This is a genomic window from Okeania sp. KiyG1 (assembly GCF_014132355.1).
In the GTDB taxonomy this organism is placed as follows: Bacteria; Cyanobacteriota; Cyanobacteriia; order Cyanobacteriales; family Microcoleaceae; genus Okeania.
This window is the reverse complement of sequence record NZ_BLZO01000086.1, coordinates 1-24522: the sequence shown is the minus strand read 5'-3', so window position 1 is coordinate 24522 and position 24522 is coordinate 1. Positions and strand designations below refer to the sequence as shown.

Annotated in this window: 24 protein-coding genes and 1 CRISPR repeat array; of the genes, 3 read left to right on the top strand and 21 right to left on the bottom strand. The window is 36.7% G+C overall.

The genetic code is table 11. The annotated features are described in order from the left end of the window. The first annotated feature begins 959 nt into the window (after positions 1–959). The 3 genes from SAGCYANO_RS19105 (at position 960) to SAGCYANO_RS19095 (ending at position 4137) form a co-directional block, all read left to right on the top strand. On the top strand, positions 960–1922 hold the full coding sequence (locus SAGCYANO_RS19105) for a hydrogenase small subunit (protein ID WP_202221515.1): 963 nt from the start codon (positions 960–962) through the stop codon (positions 1920–1922). 282 nt (positions 1923–2204) lie between these two features. Beyond that, complete coding sequence (locus SAGCYANO_RS19100) at positions 2205–2408, top strand: hypothetical protein (RefSeq protein ID WP_202221514.1); 204 nt, start codon at positions 2205–2207, stop codon at positions 2406–2408. A 124-nt stretch (positions 2409–2532) separates the two neighbouring features. After that, the gene (locus SAGCYANO_RS19095) at positions 2533–4137 is read left to right on the top strand and encodes a nickel-dependent hydrogenase large subunit (RefSeq protein WP_202221513.1); all 1605 of its coding nucleotides are present in this window, start codon (positions 2533–2535) and stop codon (positions 4135–4137) included. 160 nt (positions 4138–4297) lie between these two features. Then, positions 4298–8102: direct repeats of the CRISPR family, unit length 37 nt; unit sequence GTTTCAATCCCTAATAGGGATTTTGTAATGTTTAAAC. A 264-nt stretch (positions 8103–8366) separates the two neighbouring features. Here SAGCYANO_RS19095 and cas2 read toward each other — a convergent pair. From cas2 to SAGCYANO_RS19050, 21 genes are all read right to left on the bottom strand, one after another. Then, entirely contained in the window at positions 8367–8639 is a 273-nt protein-coding gene (cas2, locus tag SAGCYANO_RS19090) for a CRISPR-associated endonuclease Cas2 (RefSeq protein ID WP_202221512.1), read from the bottom strand. A 76-nt stretch (positions 8640–8715) separates the two neighbouring features. Beyond that, positions 8716–9720, bottom strand: a complete 1005-nt coding sequence (gene cas1d, locus SAGCYANO_RS19085) for a type I-D CRISPR-associated endonuclease Cas1d (RefSeq protein ID WP_202221511.1) — start codon at positions 9718–9720, stop codon at positions 8716–8718. 384 nt (positions 9721–10104) lie between these two features. Then, positions 10105–10698, bottom strand: coding sequence for a CRISPR-associated protein Cas4 (gene cas4, locus SAGCYANO_RS19080; RefSeq protein WP_202221510.1), 594 nt, complete (start codon positions 10696–10698; stop codon positions 10105–10107). 533 nt (positions 10699–11231) lie between these two features. Continuing rightward, complete coding sequence (gene cas6 / locus SAGCYANO_RS19075) at positions 11232–12071, bottom strand: CRISPR-associated endoribonuclease Cas6 (RefSeq protein WP_202221509.1); 840 nt, start codon at positions 12069–12071, stop codon at positions 11232–11234. 271 nt (positions 12072–12342) lie between these two features. After that, a complete protein-coding gene (locus SAGCYANO_RS44960) occupies positions 12343–13524 on the bottom strand; it encodes a hypothetical protein (RefSeq protein WP_237396350.1) in 1182 nt (393 codons plus the stop codon). After that, positions 13476–14624, bottom strand: a complete 1149-nt coding sequence (cas3, locus tag SAGCYANO_RS44955) for a type I-D CRISPR-associated helicase Cas3' (protein ID WP_237396348.1) — start codon at positions 14622–14624, stop codon at positions 13476–13478. Before cas3 ends, SAGCYANO_RS44960 begins: the two co-directional genes overlap by 49 nt. A gap of 72 nt (positions 14625–14696) precedes the next feature. Further along, on the bottom strand, positions 14697–14849 hold the full coding sequence (locus tag SAGCYANO_RS19065) for a hypothetical protein (RefSeq protein WP_202221508.1): 153 nt from the start codon (positions 14847–14849) through the stop codon (positions 14697–14699). A 179-nt stretch (positions 14850–15028) separates the two neighbouring features. Then, positions 15029–15157, bottom strand: a complete 129-nt coding sequence (locus tag SAGCYANO_RS47790; RefSeq protein ID WP_255502610.1) for a hypothetical protein — start codon at positions 15155–15157, stop codon at positions 15029–15031. A gap of 124 nt (positions 15158–15281) precedes the next feature. Continuing rightward, complete coding sequence (locus SAGCYANO_RS47785) at positions 15282–15410, bottom strand: hypothetical protein (RefSeq protein ID WP_255502609.1); 129 nt, start codon at positions 15408–15410, stop codon at positions 15282–15284. 306 nt (positions 15411–15716) lie between these two features. Further along, entirely contained in the window at positions 15717–15845 is a 129-nt protein-coding gene (locus SAGCYANO_RS47780; protein ID WP_255502608.1) for a hypothetical protein, read from the bottom strand. 55 nt (positions 15846–15900) lie between these two features. After that, on the bottom strand, positions 15901–16029 hold the full coding sequence (locus SAGCYANO_RS47775; RefSeq protein WP_255502607.1) for a hypothetical protein: 129 nt from the start codon (positions 16027–16029) through the stop codon (positions 15901–15903). A 374-nt stretch (positions 16030–16403) separates the two neighbouring features. Further along, complete coding sequence (locus SAGCYANO_RS47770; RefSeq protein WP_255502603.1) at positions 16404–16532, bottom strand: hypothetical protein; 129 nt, start codon at positions 16530–16532, stop codon at positions 16404–16406. A 55-nt stretch (positions 16533–16587) separates the two neighbouring features. Then, complete coding sequence (locus SAGCYANO_RS47765; RefSeq protein WP_255502606.1) at positions 16588–16716, bottom strand: hypothetical protein; 129 nt, start codon at positions 16714–16716, stop codon at positions 16588–16590. A 306-nt stretch (positions 16717–17022) separates the two neighbouring features. Next, positions 17023–17151, bottom strand: a complete 129-nt coding sequence (locus SAGCYANO_RS47760) for a hypothetical protein (protein WP_255502606.1) — start codon at positions 17149–17151, stop codon at positions 17023–17025. 306 nt (positions 17152–17457) lie between these two features. Then, positions 17458–17586 (bottom strand): hypothetical protein, encoded by a 129-nt coding sequence (locus SAGCYANO_RS47755; RefSeq protein WP_255502606.1) that lies wholly within the window; start codon positions 17584–17586, stop codon positions 17458–17460. A gap of 306 nt (positions 17587–17892) precedes the next feature. Next, entirely contained in the window at positions 17893–18021 is a 129-nt protein-coding gene (locus SAGCYANO_RS47750) for a hypothetical protein (RefSeq protein ID WP_255502605.1), read from the bottom strand. Between the two features lie 123 nt (positions 18022–18144). After that, complete coding sequence (locus tag SAGCYANO_RS47745) at positions 18145–18273, bottom strand: hypothetical protein (RefSeq protein ID WP_255502604.1); 129 nt, start codon at positions 18271–18273, stop codon at positions 18145–18147. 191 nt (positions 18274–18464) lie between these two features. Next, positions 18465–18593, bottom strand: coding sequence for a hypothetical protein (locus tag SAGCYANO_RS47740; protein ID WP_255502603.1), 129 nt, complete (start codon positions 18591–18593; stop codon positions 18465–18467). Then, positions 18586–19380 (bottom strand): type I-D CRISPR-associated protein Cas5/Csc1, encoded by a 795-nt coding sequence (cas5d, locus tag SAGCYANO_RS19060; protein ID WP_202221507.1) that lies wholly within the window; start codon positions 19378–19380, stop codon positions 18586–18588. The genes SAGCYANO_RS47740 and cas5d overlap by 8 nt, the downstream gene beginning before the upstream one ends. 222 nt (positions 19381–19602) lie before the next feature. Further along, the gene (gene cas7d, locus SAGCYANO_RS19055; RefSeq protein ID WP_202221506.1) at positions 19603–20622 is read right to left on the bottom strand and encodes a type I-D CRISPR-associated protein Cas7/Csc2; all 1020 of its coding nucleotides are present in this window, start codon (positions 20620–20622) and stop codon (positions 19603–19605) included. Between the two features lie 728 nt (positions 20623–21350). After that, positions 21351–23894, bottom strand: a complete 2544-nt coding sequence (locus SAGCYANO_RS19050) for a CRISPR-associated protein Csc3 (protein WP_237396346.1) — start codon at positions 23892–23894, stop codon at positions 21351–21353. Positions 23895–24522: the final 628 nt, after the last annotated feature.

The window sequence follows — 24522 nt, the reverse complement described above, 5'->3', positions numbered from 1 at the left end:
CGCTTGAGTGTGACTATATCTAAACTCAAGATAACTATTGGACAATAGATAAATTAAACATCCATCTCCTGAAAGTGAGCGATCGCTTGACTCTAACTATATCTAAACTCAAGATAACTATTGGACAATAGATAAATCAAACATCTATCTCCCTCAAATCAGCGATCGCTTGAGTGTGACTATATCTAAACTCAAGATAACTATTGGACAATAGATAAATTAAACATCCATCTCCTGAAAGTGAGCGATCGCTTGACTCTAACTATATCTAAACTCAAGATAACTATTGGACAATAGATAAATTAAACATCCATCTCCTGAAAGTGAGCGATCGCTTGACTCTAACTATATCTAAATTCAAGATAACTATTGGACAATAGATAAATCAAACATCCATCTCTCTCAACTGAGCGATCGCTTGACTCTAACTATATCTAAACTCAAGATAACTATTGGGCAATAGATAAATCAAATATCTATCTCCTGAAACTGAGCGATCGCTTGACTCTAACTATATCTAAACTCAACATAACTATTGGACAATAGTTAAATCAAACATCTATCTCCTGAAACTGAGCGATCGCTTGACTCTAACTATATCTAAACTCAAACAGGACTATTGGACAATAGTCTTATACTATTCCAACGGAGATGCTGCGCAAACGGTTTTTTATTCCTCCTGTTGCCTGTTGCCTGCGCACAGCGCTATAAGTGTAGAAATTTAATTAAGTTTTAGTTTTTTTATATTTTCTTACCAATAAAATCTTGAAAATAAAGTATCAAAAACAACAAAAAATCTCAAAAAACCAACAATTAATCAATAATTAAAAATTTCATAAAATATACAAAATCATCATTATCTATCCTTTATAATTTCATAAAGGTTGAATTAGGGTGCGACAAATTCTATCGTGAATTCCATCTCAACCTCACATAACAGAGAGGAGAATCAGGACAGAATGATAAATCTACTGTGGCTTCAAGGCGGAGCTTGTTCTGGCAATACCATATCATTTCTCAATGCTGAAGAACCAAATATTTGTGACTTAATTACAGACTTTGGCATTAATGTACTTTGGCATCCTTCTTTAGGATTTGAACTTGGTACAGACGTTCAACAATTATTAAAAGATTGTATTTCGGGAACAATACATTTAGATATATTAGTATACGAAGGAACAATAATTAACGCTCCCAATGGGACGGGAGAATGGAACCGTTTTGCTGATCGCCCGATGAAAGATTGGGTAAAAGAATTATCGGAAGTTGCAGGTTTCGTTGTCGCGGTGGGAGACTGCGCTACTTATGGCGGTATTCCCGCAGTGGCACCAAACCCCAGTGAATCTGAAGGTTTGCAATTTCTCAAACGGAAAAAAGGCGGATTTTTAGGAGAAGACTTCAAGAGTAAAGCTGGATATCCTGTTATCAATATTCCCGGTTGCCCCGCGCACCCAGATTGGATTTCCCAAATATTAGTAGCGGTTGCCACTGGCAGACTTGATGACATTACCTTAGACGAATTTCACCGCCCCGAAACATTTTTCAAAAGCTTCACTCAAACAGGTTGTACTCGCAACGTTCACTTTGCTTACAAAGCTTCAACCTCAGATTTTGGGCAGCGTCAAGGATGTCTATTCTATGACTTGGGTTGTCGCGGACCGATGACTCATTCTCCTTGTAACCGCATTTTATGGAACCGAGTTTCGTCTAAGACTCGCGCGGGAATGCCATGTTTAGGTTGTACGGAACCAGAATTTCCATTCCACGACCTCGCACCGGGAACAGTATTTAAGACGCAAACAGTAATGGGTGTTCCCAAAGAATTACCAACGGGAGTTAACCGTAAAGATTATGCTTTGCTGACTATGGTTGCGAAAGATTCAATTCCAAAATGGGCAGAGGAAGATTTCTTTACTGTTTAAAAGTAGGTTGGGTTGAGGGCAGCTCACACGGATTATGGCACGGATGTACGGATTAAGAGTAGTAGGTCCAGTAGTGGCGTGACACGCCTAAAATAGTGCAATAGTAGGGGCGGGTTCCGCGTTAAGTTAATGGTGTCACCCACGACTGAGTAAACCCGCCCCCGCCCCAATAATCAATGCACGACTGGACTGGATGATGGTGCGTTACGCTGGCGCTAACACACCCTACTGGACTGTTTCATCTTAAATGTTGCATTAGATGGGGGATGGGGAGATGGGGGGATGGGGAGATGGGGGGATGGGGAGATAAAGACACCCAGAAACAAAAATCTATTGCACAGTTTTAGCTGTGTCAGTCTACTACTGGACTGTTTCATCTTAAATGTTGCATTAGAAAATGGAGTGATGGGAACCCACCCTCGCCCCTCCCCTCCGGTGGAGGGGAATTTGGGGGTGATGGGGGGATGGGGTGACGAAAAAAGCTAATGCACTATTTTAGGTGAAACAGTCCACTACTAGACCGACACAACCTACACTAGATATTGTTGTTGGGTTACATTGAATAACTAATAGCTGATAACTGATAACTAATAATCTGATAACTGAAAAAATGGTTCAAACTAAAGTACAAACATTAGATATTTCTCCCGTGGGTCGTGTTGAAGGCGACCTAGATGTAAGAGTTGATATTCAAGACGGATATGTAACTAACGCTTGGACTCAAGCACAAATGTTCCGAGGTTTTGAGGTCATTCTCAAAGGTAAAGACCCTAAAGCTGGTCTCATTGTCACCCCCAGAATATGTGGAATTTGCGGTGCTTCTCACCTCACCTGTGCTTCCTGGGCGTTAGATACAGCTTGGCAAACAGAAGTACCCCGGAACGCTATCCTTGCTCGTAACCTCGGTCAACTGGTAGAAACACTCCAAAGTCATCCGCGCTTCTTCTACGGTTTATACGCGATCGACTTAACTAACAAAAAATACCACAATAGTCCTTTCTACGAAGAAGCTTGTAAGCGTTTCGCAGCATTCACAGGTACATCCTACGAACCAGGTATTACTGTTGCATCCAAACCCGTAGAAATATACGCTCTATTTGGCGGTCAATGGCCTCACTCTAGTTTCATGGTTCCCGGTGGTGTTATGTGCGCTCCCACTCTCACCGATGTTACCCGCGCCTGGGCAATGTTGGAATATTACCGCACTAACTGGTTAGAACCAATATGGTTGGGTTGTTCCATTGACAGGTTTGAACAGATTCAAACTTATGAAGATTTCATGGAATGGTTGGATGAAAATCCTAATCATGCTAGTTCAGACCTCGGTTTCTATTGGCGCATGGGTCTGAATATTGGTTTGGATAAAATTGGTGCGGGTGTTGGTAAATATATGAGTTGGGGATATTTGCCTCACGAAGATAAGTATCAACGCCCTACTATTGAAGGTCGCAATGCTGCGATGATTATGAAAAGTGGTGTCTACGATAGCAGTACAGATATTCATCAATTGATGGAGCATACTTTTACGCGGGAGAATACTGCTCACGCTTGGTATAACGAGGGTGATGGGGATGTACATCCTTTTGACCGCACTACTGTACCAGTTCCTAATAATGATATTGACTTTGATGGTGCTTATTCTTGGTCAACTGCTGTATCTCACCAAGATTTAGGTCGGATGGAAGTTGGTGCTTTGGCGCGGGAGTTGATATCGGGTGGCGACCATGGGGAAAGTTGGCAGCAGAAAGACGGTTTAATTTTAGATATGTTCAAGAAAATGGGGGGACCGAACGTACATTTGCGCGTGTTTGCCAGAATGCACGAATTAACTAAGTTGTACCGTGAAACAGAACGTTGTTTGCGGGAGTTTAAGTTGCGCGATCCTTGGTATATTAAGCCTGAAGAAAAAGACGGTCGTGGTTGGGGTGCTACTAATGCTAGTCGTGGTTCCCTCTGTCATTGGGTGGAAATAGAAGGGGGTAAGATTAAGAATTATCAGGTTATTGCGCCGACTACTTGGAATGTGGGACCCCGTGATGGTGAAGGTGTGCGGGGACCTATTGAGGAGGCGTTGGTTGGTATTCCTATTGCTGATGTGAATGACCCCGTGGAAGTAGGTCATGTTGCTCGGTCTTTTGATTCTTGTTTGGTGTGTACTGTTCATGCTCATGATGCGAAGACTGGGGAAGAGTTGGCTAGGTTTAGGACATCATAATTAGCAGTTAGTTTCCAGCTAGTAGGGTGGGTTAGCGTCAGCGTAACCCACCGAAGCATTGTAAATTTGCGGTGCGTTACACTTCGTTAACACACCCTACTGGACTAAAATAACTTGTTCTTGTTCATTTACAGAAGCATTAAATTGGTGGTGGTCTCATTGTTTCAATCCCTAATAGGGATTTTGTAATGTTTAAACTGTAAAATTTTTGATCTTCTAGAAGTACACAAAGGTTTCAATCCCTAATAGGGATTTTGTAATGTTTAAACGATATACATGAATATATATTGAGCTTCTCTCTTACTGTTTCAATCCCTAATAGGGATTTTGTAATGTTTAAACAGAACTTGAAATTATTACAAATTTTCGTCAATTTGTGCTGTTAATGTTTCAATCCCTAATAGGGATTTTGTAATGTTTAAACTCTGTACTTTACTATGTTTAAAAATTCAGGCTTATCTGGTTTCAATCCCTAATAGGGATTTTGTAATGTTTAAACAAGGCTACACAAGCACACTATTCTTTATTCTTGAAGTTTCAATCCCTAATAGGGATTTTGTAATGTTTAAACATATATCAGAAAAAGAATCTTTGAAATGGCTAATGTTTCAATCCCTAATAGGGATTTTGTAATGTTTAAACTATAGGCTATTGTCTTTGCATGAAAAGCCTCCAAGGTTTCAATCCCTAATAGGGATTTTGTAATGTTTAAACAGGAAAAACCGAGGTCTTAAAATCAGTGATATCAGGTTTCAATCCCTAATAGGGATTTTGTAATGTTTAAACAATGCCAGCCTGGAAAGTGCTGACAATTCAGCAAGTTTCAATCCCTAATAGGGATTTTGTAATGTTTAAACAGCAACTTCAGCAAGCTGCTGAGAATAGTTGGTTCTTAGTTTCAATCCCTAATAGGGATTTTGTAATGTTTAAACTTCTTGGCAGATTCTTTCACCATCACACCACCCGCAGTTTCAATCCCTAATAGGGATTTTGTAATGTTTAAACAGTATCAAATAGTTTTAATTGAGTCGCCCCTTTTGTTTCAATCCCTAATAGGGATTTTGTAATGTTTAAACTAGCCTGTCAAACAGACTACTATTTAGTTAATTGGGTTTCAATCCCTAATAGGGATTTTGTAATGTTTAAACATATTGTGAGGAAAGGAGTTGCAGTCAAGACCTATTGGTTTCAATCCCTAATAGGGATTTTGTAATGTTTAAACCTGGAAAAATGGCTATCAGTTCCAAGTTCTATCAGTTTCAATCCCTAATAGGGATTTTGTAATGTTTAAACCCATAATAATTTCACTCCTAATAATAACTACTTCAATATGTTTCAATCCCTAATAGGGATTTTGTAATGTTTAAACTTTTCTTTTTCTTGTCATTGTCAGAAAAGAAGCAAGTTTCAATCCCTAATAGGGATTTTGTAATGTTTAAACTATTCTCACTGTCTAGTGAACTGTCTAGTCGTCACACGTTTCAATCCCTAATAGGGATTTTGTAATGTTTAAACTGATTTGATACTTCACTTTTCAAGACAACAGCATCGTTTCAATCCCTAATAGGGATTTTGTAATGTTTAAACGCTCTAAGTACTTCTGTAAATCTGTTCTGCCAGTGTTTCAATCCCTAATAGGGATTTTGTAATGTTTAAACGCCCCTAGACTACCCAAAGCAGTCCCTACAGCTCCGTTTCAATCCCTAATAGGGATTTTGTAATGTTTAAACAGCGGTTGCTTTGGTAGGGCCAGAGAACATACACTCGTTTCAATCCCTAATAGGGATTTTGTAATGTTTAAACTGATTTAAATCCGCAGAAGCAGGGGAGAGAAAGTTATTATTCTGTTTCAATCCCTAATAGGGATTTTGTAATGTTTAAACAGGATCATCTTCACTAAAAGCAGGTCCAGTGTTTGTTTCAATCCCTAATAGGGATTTTGTAATGTTTAAACTGTTTGAGCATGCTGGTTCTTCTATAATTGTGCATGTTTCAATCCCTAATAGGGATTTTGTAATGTTTAAACTTTCACGACGGACTAAAACACAATCAGGAACTATGTTTCAATCCCTAATAGGGATTTTGTAATGTTTAAACAGGTGATATCAAAAATACTGGATATAGTGGGAGTGTTTCAATCCCTAATAGGGATTTTGTAATGTTTAAACTGGGCACATTTGAGCCTTAAAAGGAATCCTCAGCCAGTTTCAATCCCTAATAGGGATTTTGTAATGTTTAAACAAGGAGATTGAAAATACTATTAATGCTCTCTATGGTTTCAATCCCTAATAGGGATTTTGTAATGTTTAAACAATGAGGGACTATGCCTCGGGATGTTTGAAGGTAGTTTCAATCCCTAATAGGGATTTTGTAATGTTTAAACTGATTCCATGCATGAAAACAGTTCAGTAAAATTCGTTTCAATCCCTAATAGGGATTTTGTAATGTTTAAACAGGGATGATTTGGGGCACGTCAATGGAGCAACAATGTTTCAATCCCTAATAGGGATTTTGTAATGTTTAAACGAGAGGCTATTGCATTGATATTTTCAATCAATTTGTTTCAATCCCTAATAGGGATTTTGTAATGTTTAAACCCAGTAAAGAACACCTCTCCGTTTGATATACCTTTGTTTCAATCCCTAATAGGGATTTTGTAATGTTTAAACTAGATATACCAAATTATGGGGGGGAGGAATTGCTGTTTCAATCCCTAATAGGGATTTTGTAATGTTTAAACTTGAGCAAGAATTTACTAATTTACCCCCTATCTGTTTCAATCCCTAATAGGGATTTTGTAATGTTTAAACTCAGGTAGGTCTTTCAAAGATGATGAGATAGGAGATGTTTCAATCCCTAATAGGGATTTTGTAATGTTTAAACGAAAATATCAGAAGGGTAAGCAAAAATAACAAGTTTCAATCCCTAATAGGGATTTTGTAATGTTTAAACATGGAAGATTTGATCCTCTATCAACTTCGAGATAGTTTCAATCCCTAATAGGGATTTTGTAATGTTTAAACTGGGCAAAGAATTAGGCGATCGCTTAAATTACTAGTTTCAATCCCTAATAGGGATTTTGTAATGTTTAAACAGGGAATTAGTAATGCCATTAAAAGAGTGATGTTTCAATCCCTAATAGGGATTTTGTAATGTTTAAACAATTACACTACGAATATTACTCCTCAGAAGGCAGAGCTTGTTTCAATCCCTAATAGGGATTTTGTAATGTTTAAACTTGAGTACAATTGTTAAGATTGCAAACTCAAATCATTGTAGGTTTCAATCCCTAATAGGGATTTTGTAATGTTTAAACTTGATTACAAATTCAATAGCTTTTTTCTTGCACTCAACTTGTTTCAATCCCTAATAGGGATTTTGTAATGTTTAAACTTACTGTAGCGCGTGTTTGTAGATGAAGATTCAGATCGTTTCAATCCCTAATAGGGATTTTGTAATGTTTAAACCAATCAGTGATTTCATTCCTGAGTTATTAGGGTTTCAATCCCTAATAGGGATTTTGTAATGTTTAAACCAGAAGAAAAATTCATAACTAACTACATTGAAGAAGTTTCAATCCCTAATAGGGATTTTGTAATGTTTAAACTCAATGCTGCATCTTTTTTAGGACAAATCGTCGAAGTTTCAATCCCTAATAGGGATTTTGTAATGTTTAAACATTTGTTCGGTGATTGGGTTCCTTCTGATTGGATTCGTTTCAATCCCTAATAGGGATTTTGTAATGTTTAAACTAAAAGATGACGATAAATTGAATAGTTACAAATTAGTTTCAATCCCTAATAGGGATTTTGTAATGTTTAAACGCTGTTAGCGATGGGCAGGTTCGCCTAATCCTAGTTTCAATCCCTAATAGGGATTTTGTAATGTTTAAACATTAATCACCACAAAGATGCACTCATCGGGGTCTGTTTCAATCCCTAATAGGGATTTTGTAATGTTTAAACCGCAGGATTTTAGAACCCTTACCATATTTAGTTTTCAAGGTTCGATTGCGACCATCTACTAAAGAATAACATAATCCATCAAAAATTTGCAATATCCAAACAAAGGTATTTTGCCAAAACCCCCGCCAGACAGGCAATAGAGAATTTGCGACGATCGCCTCTAACCCTCCACACAAATCAAACCCTTTTCCAGACTTAATTTCAGCCATTATTTTCTCCCTCTCAATTTCTACAGCTACCGATCGTCGCATTTATATCTAATTTCTAAACAAAAAATATAGTATCGTCCCTCACCTCTGGCCCACCAATCCGTTCTACTTTTCCCTGACAACATTGGCATAGAAAATAAAAACGAATATTATCTTCCTGGGCCTTCAGCAATTTAGACAAACGACCCCGCAATTTAGCATATTGAGTCTGAGTTAAATCACACTCAAAAATACTATACTGCATCCACTGACCATAAGACTTTAAAATATTATGAATTTTTGTCCGACGTTTATCATCAGAAACATCATAACAAACAACCACATACATAAAAATTATCTCCTCAAAATCAACAATCAAACCCCAGTTTTAGCGAAAAAAACTGAGGTAGAAAACCAGGAAAAATCTAACGCATAATTAAAGGTGGATATTGGTCAGTTTCTCCCATCAAATATTTAGCCAACAACCGTGCCTGAACTTCAAAAGCTTCTCGGTAAGTATATTGACGTTGCATTACTGGGTGTTTAAACTTAAACTGCTTCCTTTTTTCATATAAAGTCAGGAATTTTTTCAACCCATCTTTGGTCAAAGAAACTGCTCCACTTATAGGTTCAGTTGTAAAATCTTCGGCAGTTAAAGTCCGTTTATTTACAGCAGAAAAAACTACCATATCTACTACCAACGGACGAAACTCTTCCATCAAATCTAAAGCTAAGGAAGGACGACCATAACGTTCATAATGTAAATACCCCAAATAAGGATCGAAACCAACAATATTTACGGCACTTTGTACGTCATGGCGCAACAAAGCATAACCCAAACTTAATAGGGAATTAACTGGGTCTGTAGGGGGGCGACGTCTCCGAGCTTCAAAGGTAAAATCTGACCCTTTAATTAATTGATTAAAACAGCCAAAATAAGTGGCACTACCAGCACCTTCTAATCCCCGTAAAGAATCTATATTGTTAGTAGAATTAATTGGGGCGATCGCTCCATCTATTTTTTTCAAAGGTAGCTGGAAATCTAATTCGGAAGATTCTCTTTGCCGACGCAATAAAATATTCCGATAATTCTTCAATTTTCCCCTAACAAAACCTTTAACAGCATGAACAGCTTGTTCAGATTTTCCAGCAGCTTTCCATTGAGCGGAACGAACGAAAATATTTTTAGTCATTTCCGGTTCTAGTCTGCCTAAATATTTGCCATTAGCTGTTAGAAAAGATAAAGGAAGTTGTCGCGATAATAATTCCATTACTACTGCTGGAGAAACAGTAGCTCGACCTAAAACGACAACACCATCTACTTTAATTAATGGTATATCTAAAAGTTTTTGTTTATCGGCTTTGACGATTAAACGTTCATCATTTTTGCCGATAAAAGCATCTTCATTAGTGATGTAAGTAGTTCCCATTTTTTTTCAGTTATTAGTTGTTAGTTATCAGTTATTAGTTATTAGTTATCATTCATCAGGTATTCAGAGGATATCTGAAAAGTTTTTTGATACTTAATTTTGCCCCCCTAGCCCCCCAATTTTGGGGGGAACAAGAATCTATTTGCTTCTAAAAGTCCCCCAAGATTGGGGGATTTAGGGGGCTTGAATGTTGGGTTTATCCTAAGGATAAGCTTGGCTAACGTCCCTCTACCCAACCTACATTTAAACTTTGGGGAATTTTGCCCCCCTAGCCCCCCAACTTTGGGGGGAACAAGAGTCTATCTATTGCTTCTAAAAGTCCCCCAAGATTGGGGGATTTAGGGGGCTTGAATGTTGGGTTTTGTCCCTCAAATCAACCTACATTTAAGCTTCTTCTAGATATTTATTTACCCGCTCATTTGCCAGAGGTAAACATTGAGAAAAAAGACTACAACCACGACAACGAGTACTATAAATTGCCAGAGGTATAATTCCCGACTCCCATAACTTCAACACATCAGAAATAGTAGCGATCGCCTGGTTTCTTAATTCTGTGGAAATTTCTACAAGTTGCCGACGATGAGATTCAGCATAATAGATATAACCAGTATTAATATTTTTCCCGGTCATCTCTTCTAAACACAAAGCTTGAGCGCAAACTTGTAATTCATCATTATCCCATTTTCCTTTTTTTCCCCGTTTATATTCCACTGGAAAAAACTCTCCATTTTCAGCTTCGATTAAATCTGATTTGCCGATTAATTTATATTTTTCTGACTTTAACCAAACAGCACGAACTTGCCAAACATCTTCCCGGTTTTCTTCACCTAAAGTATGAACCCGGTCATGTAAAGTTGTACCTTCAATTGTGTATTGATTATCCACAAATTCTCCAGCACAAAACATCCGCCAAAAACGATGTGGGCAATAACTATATTGATTCAAAGCAGCAATTGGAACATAATCAGTATTTTGCATAAAAAAACCTCAAATTTTAATAAGTAGTCGTACTTTTAGTAATTTTCTGGTTGAGAAAGGAAACAGGGATTAGGGAACAGGAAGTAAATAAGATGTTTCATTAATGGATAATGGATAATTGATAATGGATAATTGATAATTACCTCTGGTTAAAACCGAGAGGATTGAATATAAGGAAATATTATTTATTTATTTATTTCCCCTTAAAAGGGGAGGCTTCAAGGCGCGAATTATTTAATTATTAATTATTAATTATTCGGGAATTAATTATTCGGGAATTAATTTTGCATGGGAACTTAGTAGATATTCAGACTTAATTTATCGAGAATTTTTCTGTCATTGCGAGTCTAAATAGAGAAAATAACAAACTATTTCTTGCTGAATAACCTTTTTAAGAATTATTAGTTCGTAGCATATTAATTATTCATATTTTTACTTCTCCCCTACTCCCCACACTTCCTACACTCCCTCTCTCCCCTACTCCCCTACTCCCCTACTCCCCTACTCCCCTACTCCCCTACTTCCCTACTTCCCTACTCCCCCACTTCCCTACTCCTCCTCCTCGTCATTCCCATACCCATAGGGGTTTTTCTTCCTAAACCACAATAAATAGCAAAGTCAGCTAAAGCATTTATTTGTTTAATTTTCTCTGGTTCAATATCCCCAAAAATTCGATAACTAACCTCACCGATAACGCCAATAAATTTACTTCTAGAATCAGTAACAATTTCTGTATTAATATCCAGATAACTTGGATAAATAGATTCAAGTGGAATTTCAAAAAATTCCATCCCACTATATTTATCCCAACGATTTAACAGAGAATTAAAGACACAATCTTTAGTTGGCATCGGCGTATCATAACTGCCTTGTCGAAAACAAGTAGGAGTAGCAAAATTTAAAGTAATAATTCTCTGAGAATCAGAAGCATTTTCATAGATTTCTTGATAAGAAAAAGAAGTTACCCAAGGTCGATTGGATTTAGGCGTACTAAGAATACTAATAATGTTTAAATTTGCCGGACCTAAATGCCAAGGTTGGTCGGGATTAATATTCAGCCAAAGTTGAGTTAATTCGCCGAATAAATTATCGTCTAAAAGGGATATGCGCCACCAACAATTAGTATTTGCTGGAATAAATTTTTTATGTTGCCATTGGAGGGTATGCTTGCGACTTTTTGAGGAGGGTTTTTTAGTTTGTAAAGGACTAACAGTAAAAGGTTTATTACCAGTAGCTTCATGGAGGCGATCGCCTAAATTTCTATCGACTGAACTAACTAAAGTTAAGAACAAAGCATGGAGATGTCTACCTGTTAGGTATCCGGTAGGAATAGGAGATTTTGGTATTAGATTTAGGACAAGACTATAGGGCATTGGAAGTTAAAAGTTAAAAGTTAAAAGTCAAAAGTCAAAAGTAAGATTAGACGGAAGTTAAAAGTCAAAATTAAAAGTTAAATTTCTGTAGAGTGGGTTAGGCGGAGATAATTTAGGTTGTTGAAAATTAATTGATCTATCTGCCGTAACCCACCAATAAAAAGTATGAAATTTCAGACAAGAATAAAGAACATTTTATCAGAATTAAATTAGATGTTGGGTTTATCCTTCGGATAAGCTGCGCTAACGTTCCTCAACCCAACCTACATTTTTAACCAGCAATATAAAAATCTTCTCCATCTTCAAGTTTAATTACATGACCATACATGGCAATGCTAAGAATACCTGTTAAACCGGGGAAGAAAGTATATTCTTTTTCAAAGTCATCGCAGGAGACAAAAATGGGATATGAGGAAACTCCTTTTCTTTGGAGTTGAATGATTATCCACATATTAGCTGTCTTATTAATTATTACTCCAGGTAACAATTTTGTTTCTAGTTGTTTGAGCAAGGGAGTGGGAGAAATTGCTTCATTTATTCGACGTTCTATTCGACAGTTTTCCCAAGCGGTTAATTTGTTCAGTTCGTGATTTTTGAATTCTTCAGCAGTACCATTATATCGCAGATAAAAATTTAATTGATAGATATTTTTAGCACGACTAATAAGTTGGACAAATTCTCCATCTTCAACAAATTCATAAAATCGTAAAAGATGAAAAGGTTCTAAAACTGTTTCGTCTGATTCGTCTAATAAAAAACCTTTGGGGTCGCGAATATTTAAACTCTCAAACAAACTATCTCGAAATTGAAAAATTGGAGCATAACTAGCTTGCCAAATTTCAGCAAATTGTTTTAATTCTTTGGCAGCTTCTATATTTTCTTGAAAATAGTTTTCGTAGTCTTCTATTTTTGTATAACCTGCCTGAAAATTTTCCCATTCATCAGGATAATTAGCTTTGATGAAAGTTCTGACGAAGGCTTGACCACCCTTGATATATTTCCATCCTTTTTGAATTTCTTTGAGAGACTTTTCAGCAATATCTTCTGCACCTTTTAAAGCTTTCATCCGACCACGATAATAATTCCAATCTCGCTTACCTCTGAAAAGAGATTGCATGGTTCTATAAAGTCGAGCAATAACTTTAATCTGTGGCAAATTTTGTAAACTTTCCTCTAACTCTAGGAGAGGTCGAGCTATTTCTAAAAAGGCTTCCGAACGCCAATAAATTTCTAAAAAAGGTCGGTCAAGACAACTCAAATTTTCTAACATTTCAGTCAGAGCTTTTCTCCCTCCAGAAAAATCTAAAGAAGTAATATCTTGTTCCCAAGCTTGAGCAGGTAAGTAAGCGATCGCTTCTGAAGAAATATCTGTTTCGGACTTGCCTAAAATTCTGCCGACTCTACCTATTCTTTGCCAAAAAGAAAAGCGGTCTCTTGCGGAAAAATTAACCAATCTAAATTTTGCCTAGTGGGTGAAGGGTTTTTTTCAAAGTTAAAGCCGACATCTACTGTATTAGTTGCCAAAATTATTTGACGGTTAGCAGATTTTAACCTTTCTGAAAATGGAGTCGAACCTGTAATTCTGCCAAATTTTTCTTCTAAACCTTGGGCAATTAATAAATCTCTCAAACGATTAATTGTATCTTTTGAGTCTAAGACTACTGCCCCATTTTCTTCTGGCTTTTCTCGATAACGTTTGACAACTTCTTTGGCTAATTCTGTTAACCATTCATCTTTTTCCAATTGGGGTCGAATTTCCAAATTTACAGAAGTTTGAGAAGGCAATAAATTAGCTTGACTTTCCTCTCCATTTATTCTGATAATTCTAACTCCCGATTTTTCCAAAGTTTCTAATGCCTTTTCACAAGCAGGTTCGGGAGTGGCAGTTAATAAAACGATTTTTCGTCCGTGTTTAAAAAAACCAAAAATGTGAGAAAGAGCCAGATAAAAAAGTAAACTTACTAACTGCTTGGCATTATATAAATGAAACTCATCAAAAATTACTGTGGCAAACTTACTATAAAATTGACTGGCAATATTTCCCCTATCTAGCTGATTATATGCAAAAAAAGTTGCGTAGTAGAAAATATCAGGATTCGTCACCAATAAAATCGGTCTATTTCCTCCCACTTCCGGAAAAATAGTTGTTGGTTCTCGGAGCAAGTTATAAAGTTTTTCTCCCCTACGTTTGCCGACCTTATTATCGGGCCAAGACCTAACTTCTCTAGCAGAAGCTGATATAACTAAATGAGGTAAACCAGATTCTCGGACAAATTTTTTTGCTGCTTCAGCTTGCTGAGTTATTAATGCATTGGTCGGAGCAATATAAACGGCAGTTTTCTGAGGTTGATGCAAAAGAACTGACAAACCAGCATTAGTTTTACCAGTGCCAGTAGGAGCTAAGTCAAGAATAATGTCATGGTTACGAGATTCTTCAAAAACATCTACTTGATGCTGTAAAGCTTTTTCCATAAATTGCAATTCTGGCGGTAAAGAATTACAAGCAGAAATACTTCTCGCTTCGAGCAATATTTGTAAATTTTGATGATCCATTGTTTCTACCAAAAAATGAGTTCCCAAGCCTCCCCTTTTAAAGGGATGAAAAAAATATTCAATTCAATATTTTCAGCCTCCGACTAAAACCGAAGTTACTGATAACTGATAACTGATAACTGATAACTGTACAGCTTTCCCCATAAATTTCAATTCTGGCGGTAAAGAATTACAAGCAGAAATACTTCTCGGTTCGAGGCATATTTGTAAATTTTGATTATCCATTGTTTCTACCAAAAAATGATATCCCAAGCCTCCTCTTTTAAGGGGATGAAAAAAATATTCAATTCAGTATTAGCCTCCAACTTTAGTCGGAGGTACTGATAACTGATAACTGCTCACTGATAACTGAAATGACCTCCACAAAATTTCAAATGAGCGGGAATAATATATTCTCCTACTTGTCATGCTGACCCTAGAAAACTCAGATTTTTTATCAAAGCTTTTGCCATAAATTCTAATTCCGGCAGCGATGAATTACATATATAAAGACTTCTCGGTTCGAGGCACATTTGTAAATTTTGACTATCCATTAGTTTTCACCTCCAGAAAATTTTAAAATTTCTCAGTTCGAGGCATATTTGTAATTTTTGACTATCCATTATTTCCACCAGCAAAAAATTTCAAATGAGCGGGAATAATATATTTTCCTACTTGTCATGCTGACCCTCGAAAACTCAGATTTTTTATCAAAGCTTTTGTCATAAATTCTAATTCTGGCAGGGACGAGTTACAGATATAAAGACTTCTCGGTTCGAGGCACATTTGTAAATTTTGATTATCCATTAGTTTCGCCTGCGCCAAATTTTAAGACTTCTCGGTTCGAGGCATATTTGTAATTTTTAACTATCCATTATTTCCACCTCCACAAAATTTCAAATGAGCGGGAATAATATATTTTCCTACTTGTCATGCTGACCCTCGAAAACTCAGATTTTTATCAAAGCTTTTGCCATAAATTCTAATTCTGGCAGGGACGAGTTACAGATATAAAGACTTCTCGGTTCGAGGCATATTTGTAATTTTTGACTATCCATTATTTCCACCTCCAGAAAATTTCAAATGAGCGGGAATAATATATTCTCCTACTTGTCATGCTGACCCTCGAAAACTCAGATTTTTTATCAAAGCTTTTGCCATAAATTCTAATTCTGGCAGGGACGAGTTACAGATATAAAGACTTCTCGGTTCAAGACATATTTGTAATTTTTGACTATCCATGATTTCCACCTCCAGAAAATTTCAAATGAGCGGGAATAATATATTCTCCTACTTGTCATGCTGACCCTCGAAAACTCAGATTTTTTATCAAAGCTTTTGCCATAAATTCTAATTCCGGCAGCGATGAATTACATATATAAAGACTTCTCGGTTCGAGGCACATTTGTAAATTTTGATTATCCATTAGTTTCGCCTGCGCCAAATTTTAAGACTTCTCGGTTCGAGGCATATTTGTAATTTTTAACTATCCATGATTTCCACCTCCAGAAAATTTCAAATGAGCGGGAATAATATATTCTCCTACTTGTCATGCTGACCCTAGAAAACTCAGATTTTTATCAAAGCTTTTGCCATAAATTCTAATTCTGGCAGGGACGAGTTACAGATATAAAGACTTCTCGGTTCGAGGCACATTTGTAAATTTTGATTATCCATTAGTTTCACCTGCGCCAAATTTTAAGACTTCTCGGTTCGAGGCATATTTGTAATTTTTGACTATCCATGATTTCCACCTCCACAAAATTTCAAATGAGCGGGAATAATATATTCTCCTACTTGTCATGCTGACCCTCGAAAACTCAGATTTTTTCTCAAAGCTTTTGCCATAAATTCTAATTCTGGCAGGGACGAGTTACAGATATAAAGACTTCTCGGTTCAAGACATATTTGTAATTTTTGACTATCCATGATTTCCACCTCCAGAAAATTTCAAATGAGCGGGAATAATATATTCTCCTACTTGTCATGCTGACCCTAGAAAACTCAGATTTTTTCTCAAAGCTTTTGCCATAAATTCTAATTCTGGCAGGGACGAGTTACAGATATAAAGACTTCTCGGTTCAAGACATATTTGTAAATTTTGATTATCCATTAGTTTCACCTGCGCCAAATTTTAAGACTTCTCGGTTCGAGGCATATTTGTAATTTTTGACTATCCATGATTTCCACCTCCAGAAAATTTCAAATGAGCGGGAATAATATATTCTCCTACTTGTCATGCTGACCCTCGAAAACTCAGATTTTTCTCAAAGCTTTTGCCATAAATTCTAATTCTGGCAGGGACGAGTTACAGATATAAAGACTTCTCGGTTCAAGACATATTTGTAATTTTTGACTATCCATGATTTCCACCTCCAGAAAATTTCAAATGAGCGGGAATAATATATTCTCCTACTTGTCATGCTGACCCTAGAAAACTCAGATTTTTTCTCAAAGCTTTTGCCATAAATTCTAATTCTGGCAGGGACGAGTTACAGATATAAAGACTTCTCGGTTCAAGACATATTTGTAAATTTTGATTATCCATTAGTTTCACCTGCGCCAAATTTTAAGACTTCTCGGTTCGAGGCATATTTGTAATTTTTGACTATCCATGATTTCCACCTCCAGAAAATTTCAAATGAGCGGGAATAATATATTCTCCTACTTGTCATGCTGACCCTCGAAAACTCAGATTTTTCTCAAAGCTTTTGCCATAAATTCTAATTCTGGCAGGGACGAGTTACAGATATAAAGACTTCTCGGTTCAAGACATATTTGTAATTTTTGACTATCCATGATTTCCACCTCCAGAAAATTTCAAATGAGCGGGAATAATATATTCTCCTACTTGTCATGCTGACCCTAGAAAACTCAGATTTTTTCTCAAAGCTTTTGCCATAAATTCTAATTCTGGCAGGGACGAGTTACAGATATAAAGACTTCTCGGTTCAAGACATATTTGTAAATTTTGATTATCCATTAGTTTCACCTGCGCCAAATTTTAAGACTTCTCGGTTCGAGGCATATTTGTAATTTTTGACTATCCATGATTTCCACCTCCAGAAAATTTCAAATGAGCGGGAATAATATATTCTCCTACTTGTCATGCTGACCCTCGAAAACTCAGATTTTTCTCAAAGCTTTTGCCATAAATTCTAATTCTGGCAGGGACGAGTTACAGATATAAAGACTTCTCGGTTCAAGACATATTTGTAATTTTTGACTATCCATGATTTCCACCTCCAGAAAATTTCAAATGAGCGGGAATAATATATTCTCCTACTTGTCATGCTGACCCTAGAAAACTCAGATTTTTCATCAAAGCTTTTGCCATAAATTCTAATTCTGGCAGGGACGAGTTACAGATATAAAGACTTCTCGGTTCGAGGCATATTTGTAAATTTTGATTATCCATTAGTTTCACCTGCGCCAAATTTTAAGACTTCTCGGTTCGAGGCATATTTGTAATTTTTGACTATCCATGATTTCCACCTCCAGAAAATTTCAAATGAGCGGGAATAATATATTTTCCTACTTGTCATGCTGACCCTCGAAAACTCAGATTTTTTCTCAAAGCTTTTGCCATAAATTCTAATTCTGGCAGGGACGAGTTACAGATATAAAGACTTCTCGGTTCAAGACATATTTGCAATTTTTGATGATCCATGATTTCCACCTGCGCCAAATTTTAAGACTTCTCGGTTCGAGGCACATTTGTAAATTTTGATTATCCATTAGTTTCACCTGCGCCAAATTTTAAGACTTCTCGGTTCGAGGCATATTTGTAATTTTTGACTATCCATGATTTCCACCAGCAAAAAATTTCAAATGAGCGGGAATAATATATTTTCCTACTTGTCATGCTGACCCTCGAAAACTCAGATTTTTTCTCAAAGCTTTTGCCATAAATTCTAATTCTGGCAGGGACGAGTTACAGATATAAAGACTTCTCGGTTCAAGACATATTTGTAATTTTTGACTATCCATGATTTCCACCAGCAAAAAATTTCAAATTAGCCGGAATAATATATTCTCCTACTTGCCATGCTGCTCCTCGAAAACTGAGATTTTTGACTAAAGAAGCAGGAGGCATTGCTATTAAGTCGAATGAAATTAAATCAATATCCGTCGGTAAGTCAGCAGCATTAAAATAAGCGCTCGTTTCATACTTGTCCACTGGCAAAGCAACTAACTTCAGCTCATCTAAAATAGTCACCCGCACCTTACTCATAAATTTACCCACACGAATATATTCAGGAATTTGACATTCTCCAAACACCAACGTCCGAAAACAATTTCCCCTTTCTATCATCCGCAACCGTCCAGTCTGGGGAAAATTACTCGGTCTGTAGGTATTAGGTTTTTTGCCAGTGCGCTTCAAAGGTAAATCTTCACGAGCAGTTGCCACTCGGTTATTCGTCATGGCAAACCAGTAGGAGTCAGACAGAGCATTAAACCTTTCAAACCGAAATGACACCTTACCATCCGTCGGCCAAGCAGGTAATATATATAGTTGTTGTGCTAGTGGTGCTAAGTCTTCTAAATAAGTAGGTCGTCCCGTTGCTTTGCCTATGAGACGATAATTAGAATGTGCCCAACCCATAGCATAAGCAAGGGCGTAATTTCCGATCGCCCCCTCTGTATAATAGGTATCGGAAAGTTCCCTGGAGGCAAAAAATATAGGTTCGGCACACCATAACTCTATTAGTTGAGCTTTAGTAAAATTTGTTGCGGAACGGTTTAGATGTTCTAAAGATAATTCTAGTTGTTTCATAATTTTTAAGGTGTAGGTTGGGTTGAAGAATGAAACCCAACATCAGTTTATTAGTAGTTATAGGTTTACTTGAAGAACTTTCACTCAAATAAGAAACAACAAGAAAACTGGTTTATTTCCCTATTATTCAAATCACAAAATTTCCCTGGATAAACTCGGTTTCTGCCTAACTCCATGTTATTGTTGGGTTTATCCTCCGCATAAGCTCCGAATGGCGCAAATTTAACCCAACCTACTTTTTTCTGCCTCTAGTTTTTTTCGCTTCCGTTTCTGTCGGTACTGACGGAAAGTTTCGTAAGACTTATCCAAACGTTGGAGAAAAGTTTCTTGCTCTTCCATACTCCAATGGCGATCGCTATCTGCAATTAAATTTTCTAACTCATCCTCGGAAAGTTGCATGGAGATACCTCGTTTATTTTTCCAAGTAGAAACTATTTCTTTTGTTGCGGTGAGCAAAGGGTCAACAGGTAGAGGATGTTCGATGGGTTCCCCTATTTTTTGCAAAGCATCATAAACTGCTTGTACTAACTCCAGGGAACTGGGAAGTTCGGCAATACCGCCAAAAACTGCCAAAATTTCATTTTCCATTCGACCGACTCGACTGGAAACTGCTCCGTATCGGGAAGTTAGCAAAATATTTCCGATAACATAACGCAGCTCATCAGCAGTGACATCTTTGAGAGTAACCACATCTAGAAAATGAACCCCTGGTTTAATATATTCGCTGGTGTTTAGTGCAGTTGAAGCTTTACCATTCACATCTCGCATTGTGCCATTTTCAAATAAAGCATTAATGGTGCGGTCTGCTATTAATTCTGTTGCGGGTATGACACTAAAAGCATCTTCTGTCCAAACTCGACTTTTTTGAGCACCTTCTCCCCCCGCAGCAAAACCATAAAGGAAACAGTCAATGCACTTTTCACAGGGAGCATTTGTATTTAAGGAACAAATAGAGTTGTTTTTGTCATTAGTATGAAGTAAATTTTGCGCTCTTAAAAATTCTCTTCCCCGTCGTCTTTCTGGTGCGACTTGTTTTCTTTTTGTCATTACTAAACGGGGGATAATATTTGTATCTTTAATACCTGCTTGAACAAATTCGCTAGACATTGGTTCGCCGGAACCTTCAGTCCTAAAAATAGTTTCAGATTTAGTAGTTCTTAAAATTACTAACTCTATCATTCGACCTTTGGGAAAATTTTCATAAGTAGGGGCAAGAAATGGTTGTAATTTTTCAATAGACATAATTAATTATTCTCCTAATTTGTAATTTGTAATAATTTGTAGGTTGGCTAAAGCGAGAGTGAAACCCAACAAAACGAGGGGTAAAGATTTGAGTGAGTAGGTTGGGTAGAGCGGCAGCGTTAGCGGAGCTTATCCGCAGGATAAACCCAACAATTGAATTGTATTTGTTAATTGGAATTATCATCGAAAATATTTTGATTGAGTTGGGTTTCATTTCGTTCCGTTCCTTAACTCAACCTATAGCAATATGACTTGAGTTGTGAGATATTGCAAACTTTTAGGGAACAGAGAACACCGGATCTGGGATCTGGGATCTGGGAAGAAGAAAAAAACAGATTATATAAATATCAGCACTTACGCAAAGGCACTATTTATAGAGTTCAAAGACGATTGGACAATAGTTTTGAGCGCTATATATAGCGTATCTGCGTAAGTCCTAAGTATAATAATTGCTATATTCTATACTTTTAAGGAACATCTCAATTCTCACAACTGATTCCTGATTGCTATATATTTAAAAGTGTGAAATTTATCTGTGGTTGGTTTTGCCAGTGCAACATGAAAAGGCAGAAATAAATTAGAGGATTTAAAATTAATTTATCTATCTACCGTAACCCACCAATAAAAGCTATCAATTTTTAGAGAATAATCAAAAATCATTCGAGCTATCAGAGTTAAATTAGATGTAGATGTAGATGTAGATGTTGGGTTTCGTTCCTCAACCCAACCTACAATTTTGTTTCTTCAGTATTGGTTTCTGAATCTTGTTTCAGTTCTTGACGTGCTTCTTGCAAAAAAAATAAATAAGCTGCTTCTAGAGTTTTTTTGTCAGCTAAAATTCGTTCGGCACGAGAGTTATAAACCTCCTCAAAAATTTTCTGCAAAACATCATAATATTCTTTGACTTTTTCATACTTAGTTGCACCAACTCCATACTCCCGAATTCGGTCTAAACGATTATGATATTGCTGAACTAAAGAGGCAAAAATTACATCCCAAGGTAAATGAGATTTCCGACTACGAATTGCTGCCATAAAATCAGTAAAAGGTTCTGCTTGAGCAGTGCGCTTAAAAGAACTACCTCGTAGTTTGGCCGACTCAGCAATTTGAGCAGCTTCTCTCAAATATTCTGTTAGTTTAGTTTTTTCATTCATTAACTTCTCCAAAGTTTTTAATGGTTCACAAATTCGATTCCAAATTGATTCAAAATTAGGGTCTTCCTGCTCCCGCAAAACCCAACGCAGTAATACATAATAAAGGTCAATAGGTCGTCGAGCAGCACGAGCTAAATCATAGAGACAATCATCTCTTTTTTGCGGACTAGAAACACAAAAAGCCAAATTCCCTATACATCGCAATTTCTCCCTAACTTCTATTGCTTTTCCTCGGTCATATTGTCCGCCTCCTAATAATGGTTGAAGTGCAGAAGTAATTCCTTGGACTCTTCCATAAATTTCACTGCTAGATTCTACTTCTAAATTACCGCTCAGAACAAAAGGAAAACCAAACTCAGCAGCAAGAGAAAGTTCTAAACTTAAACGCAAAGATTTTAATAAAGCCACCGAATTATTAGCATCTCCCCAGACTAAAGGAATTACTACAGTTGAGTGAATAAAATCAGGGCGTTTCGGTAAAGCCATACCGAAAACTTTATTAGATTTAAACTCCATAATATTGTCTCGATAAAGTTGTTGTTCATCAACTATTACCGTTCCTTCTTCTGCATTTGTGGCTGCCGTTTGTTTCAAAAATTCTCGCCAAATTCTCAAAAGTTCCGGACTACTTCCTGATGGTAAAGCCAAATGTAAATAGAGGGGTTCTTGTTTATTTACAGAAGGAAAATTTGCTCCTATTGCCATTAATTGATAGGCAAGAGATGTCATAGAATCTGCTTGTCTTTTCGGTTCAGAACTCATTCCTCCAGGTAAACGATTTGAAAAAGATTGAACTTTTGTTCCCGGAGGCATATTACTAGAAATTAAGTCCTCCCCCGCAGTTAAACTTGTGCCTAAAGAACTACGCTTTCGTGGATTAGTATTAATATAAACATCCAAATCATTAATAACTTTTCCAGATGCAGAATTAGGTAAATTTAAAATTCTTGAAACAGTAGCGATCGCCTCTTGGGAAATGTCTATTTCTGAGTCTTGAGAATCTCCTCTTCGCATTTGAAATGAGTCGCGAATAGCATTAATTACAACCTTAATTCCTCCAGAAATTGCCTTAGCTGCAAAAAGCGATCGTCCGTACTGAGAATTAAAAGGTTCTAAAGCTAATCTTTGTTCTGGAGATAGACCAACTCGATCGGCAATTTTATCCCAAACTTCGCCAGGACTAATTCCCGTTTCTCGATAACTTAAATAAGTAGCTTTTAATCCTTCAGAAATTGCAAATTCTTCAGAATTACCAACCGGAGTTAATCCTAACTTTGCAGCTTTTTCCACTGCATCATCTCCAGCATTATCCCCCCATTTTTTAATATCTTGCTCAACCTTTTGAATTTTAAAACCAGCTTTTTTCTTCGCCAATAATGCCTCAACACAACTCAAAGCCTCTTCTAAATTTAACTGAATTGCTTGAGCATCAATCTTAATACCATCCTTCGTCGCCTTTACCAGTTTTTCAACATTACCTCCAAACACCAAATCAATCTTTTTTTGCCATCGAGAAGCAATTTTGTAAACAACATCTTTCTCCGGCCAAGATGCACCTATAAAAGTCGCACCATCAGGAAAAATAGCCAAAACATTCAATCCCAAATCTTGTAAAACTTCCTCACAAGCACTCAGCAAAAGAGCAGTAATATAACCTTGGTCTTGAGCAACTTTAACTCGAAAAAAATGACAGGAATATCCCAGAGCAACAGTCAATTCATTTTCAACTTTCCGAATTCGGATTTTCTCAGGAATTCCTAAGTCAAATAAATCTGCTCCTACCAACATAGCAGCCCATTTTTCTATAGCTTCATCTTCAGGAAAAAACCTCATAGAGTCACTAACATTATGACCGGAATGTCGTTCAATTAAACGCCGAACTAACTCTAAATCTTCCGCCGTAGAAACTAAACTTTTGACACCAGCTAATTCAAGTTGCTTTTGTAAAAATTCCTTATCTCTAGCCAAAGTTTTAACATTACGCCCCGATGAATCTAATTTATTCAAATCGTGAACAGCAGTTGCAGCTAAAATTAATTTTCTTTTATCCTCTGGAACTTTCGCGATTTTACTGACAGTTAAAACAAATTGACAAGCCGAATCAAGATGTTCTGCCAAAGTTTTATCTTTTCTCGAACCATACTGATAATGAGTAGCGTGTAACTCATATAAAATAGGTCGAATATCCTTAAAATATTGCTCGTCTAATGTTTTTTTGGCGGACTGTTTATCAGCAGACCTTTTTTGGTCTCATTTGATTTATTTCCTATTATTAAACTGGATATTTTTTCATGCAAAATTTATCGCAGATATCTCAGACTATTGGCTGTAAAATCTTTCTCTTCTAATTAATTGATATTTCTATTATAAGGCTAGTAATAAGTACATTTTTATACTCCTTAAAAAGACTTTTTCAGCAAACCCTAATTAATATTTTCCCAGTCTTCAATGCGTAATCCTTCAACACGAGAAAATTCTCGAATATTGTGGGTAACTAAGATTAAATTGTGTGTCAAAGCTATAGCTGCAATTTGTAAATCATAAGGCCCAATTGGTGTTCCTAAAGCTGCTAATTTAGCGCGTACTCTTCCAAAGTAAGAGTTGCAGAATCGTCAAAAGATAGAGAAGTAAAATTATTTAAAAATTCCTCTTGTAATGCCAAAGTACGAGTAGGATTATTACTTCATCGCACCATAAAACAATTCTGCTTTTGACTATTGAGCAAACTGCAACATCATTAGGCGAT

What these genes read in the sequence shown, in the direction of transcription:
- SAGCYANO_RS19105 (WP_202221515.1), top strand. Translation starts at nt 960, where the DNA reads ATGATAAATCTACTGTGGCTTCAAGGCGGAGCTTGTTCTGGCAATACC.
- SAGCYANO_RS19100 (WP_202221514.1), top strand. Translation starts at nt 2,205, where the DNA reads ATGGGGAGATGGGGGGATGGGGAGATAAAGACACCCAGAAACAAAAAT.
- SAGCYANO_RS19095 (WP_202221513.1), top strand. Translation starts at nt 2,533, where the DNA reads ATGGTTCAAACTAAAGTACAAACATTAGATATTTCTCCCGTGGGTCGT.
- cas2 (WP_202221512.1), bottom strand. Translation starts at nt 8,639, where the DNA reads ATGTATGTGGTTGTTTGTTATGATGTTTCTGATGATAAACGTCGGACA.
- cas1d (WP_202221511.1), bottom strand. Translation starts at nt 9,720, where the DNA reads ATGGGAACTACTTACATCACTAATGAAGATGCTTTTATCGGCAAAAAT.
- cas4 (WP_202221510.1), bottom strand. Translation starts at nt 10,698, where the DNA reads ATGCAAAATACTGATTATGTTCCAATTGCTGCTTTGAATCAATATAGT.
- cas6 (WP_202221509.1), bottom strand. Translation starts at nt 12,071, where the DNA reads ATGCCCTATAGTCTTGTCCTAAATCTAATACCAAAATCTCCTATTCCT.
- cas3 (WP_237396348.1), bottom strand. Translation starts at nt 14,624, where the DNA reads ATGGATCATCAAAATTTACAAATATTGCTCGAAGCGAGAAGTATTTCT.
- SAGCYANO_RS19065 (WP_202221508.1), bottom strand. Translation starts at nt 14,849, where the DNA reads ATGGATAATCAAAATTTACAAATATGCCTCGAACCGAGAAGTATTTCT.
- SAGCYANO_RS47790 (WP_255502610.1), bottom strand. Translation starts at nt 15,157, where the DNA reads ATGGATAGTCAAAATTTACAAATGTGCCTCGAACCGAGAAGTCTTTAT.
- SAGCYANO_RS47785 (WP_255502609.1), bottom strand. Translation starts at nt 15,410, where the DNA reads ATGGATAATCAAAATTTACAAATGTGCCTCGAACCGAGAAGTCTTTAT.
- SAGCYANO_RS47780 (WP_255502608.1), bottom strand. Translation starts at nt 15,845, where the DNA reads ATGGATAGTCAAAAATTACAAATATGTCTTGAACCGAGAAGTCTTTAT.
- SAGCYANO_RS47775 (WP_255502607.1), bottom strand. Translation starts at nt 16,029, where the DNA reads ATGGATAATCAAAATTTACAAATGTGCCTCGAACCGAGAAGTCTTTAT.
- SAGCYANO_RS47770 (WP_255502603.1), bottom strand. Translation starts at nt 16,532, where the DNA reads ATGGATAGTCAAAAATTACAAATATGTCTTGAACCGAGAAGTCTTTAT.
- SAGCYANO_RS47765 (WP_255502606.1), bottom strand. Translation starts at nt 16,716, where the DNA reads ATGGATAATCAAAATTTACAAATATGTCTTGAACCGAGAAGTCTTTAT.
- SAGCYANO_RS47760 (WP_255502606.1), bottom strand. Translation starts at nt 17,151, where the DNA reads ATGGATAATCAAAATTTACAAATATGTCTTGAACCGAGAAGTCTTTAT.
- SAGCYANO_RS47755 (WP_255502606.1), bottom strand. Translation starts at nt 17,586, where the DNA reads ATGGATAATCAAAATTTACAAATATGTCTTGAACCGAGAAGTCTTTAT.
- SAGCYANO_RS47750 (WP_255502605.1), bottom strand. Translation starts at nt 18,021, where the DNA reads ATGGATAATCAAAATTTACAAATATGCCTCGAACCGAGAAGTCTTTAT.
- SAGCYANO_RS47745 (WP_255502604.1), bottom strand. Translation starts at nt 18,273, where the DNA reads ATGGATCATCAAAAATTGCAAATATGTCTTGAACCGAGAAGTCTTTAT.
- SAGCYANO_RS47740 (WP_255502603.1), bottom strand. Translation starts at nt 18,593, where the DNA reads ATGGATAGTCAAAAATTACAAATATGTCTTGAACCGAGAAGTCTTTAT.
- cas5d (WP_202221507.1), bottom strand. Translation starts at nt 19,380, where the DNA reads ATGAAACAACTAGAATTATCTTTAGAACATCTAAACCGTTCCGCAACA.
- cas7d (WP_202221506.1), bottom strand. Translation starts at nt 20,622, where the DNA reads ATGTCTATTGAAAAATTACAACCATTTCTTGCCCCTACTTATGAAAAT.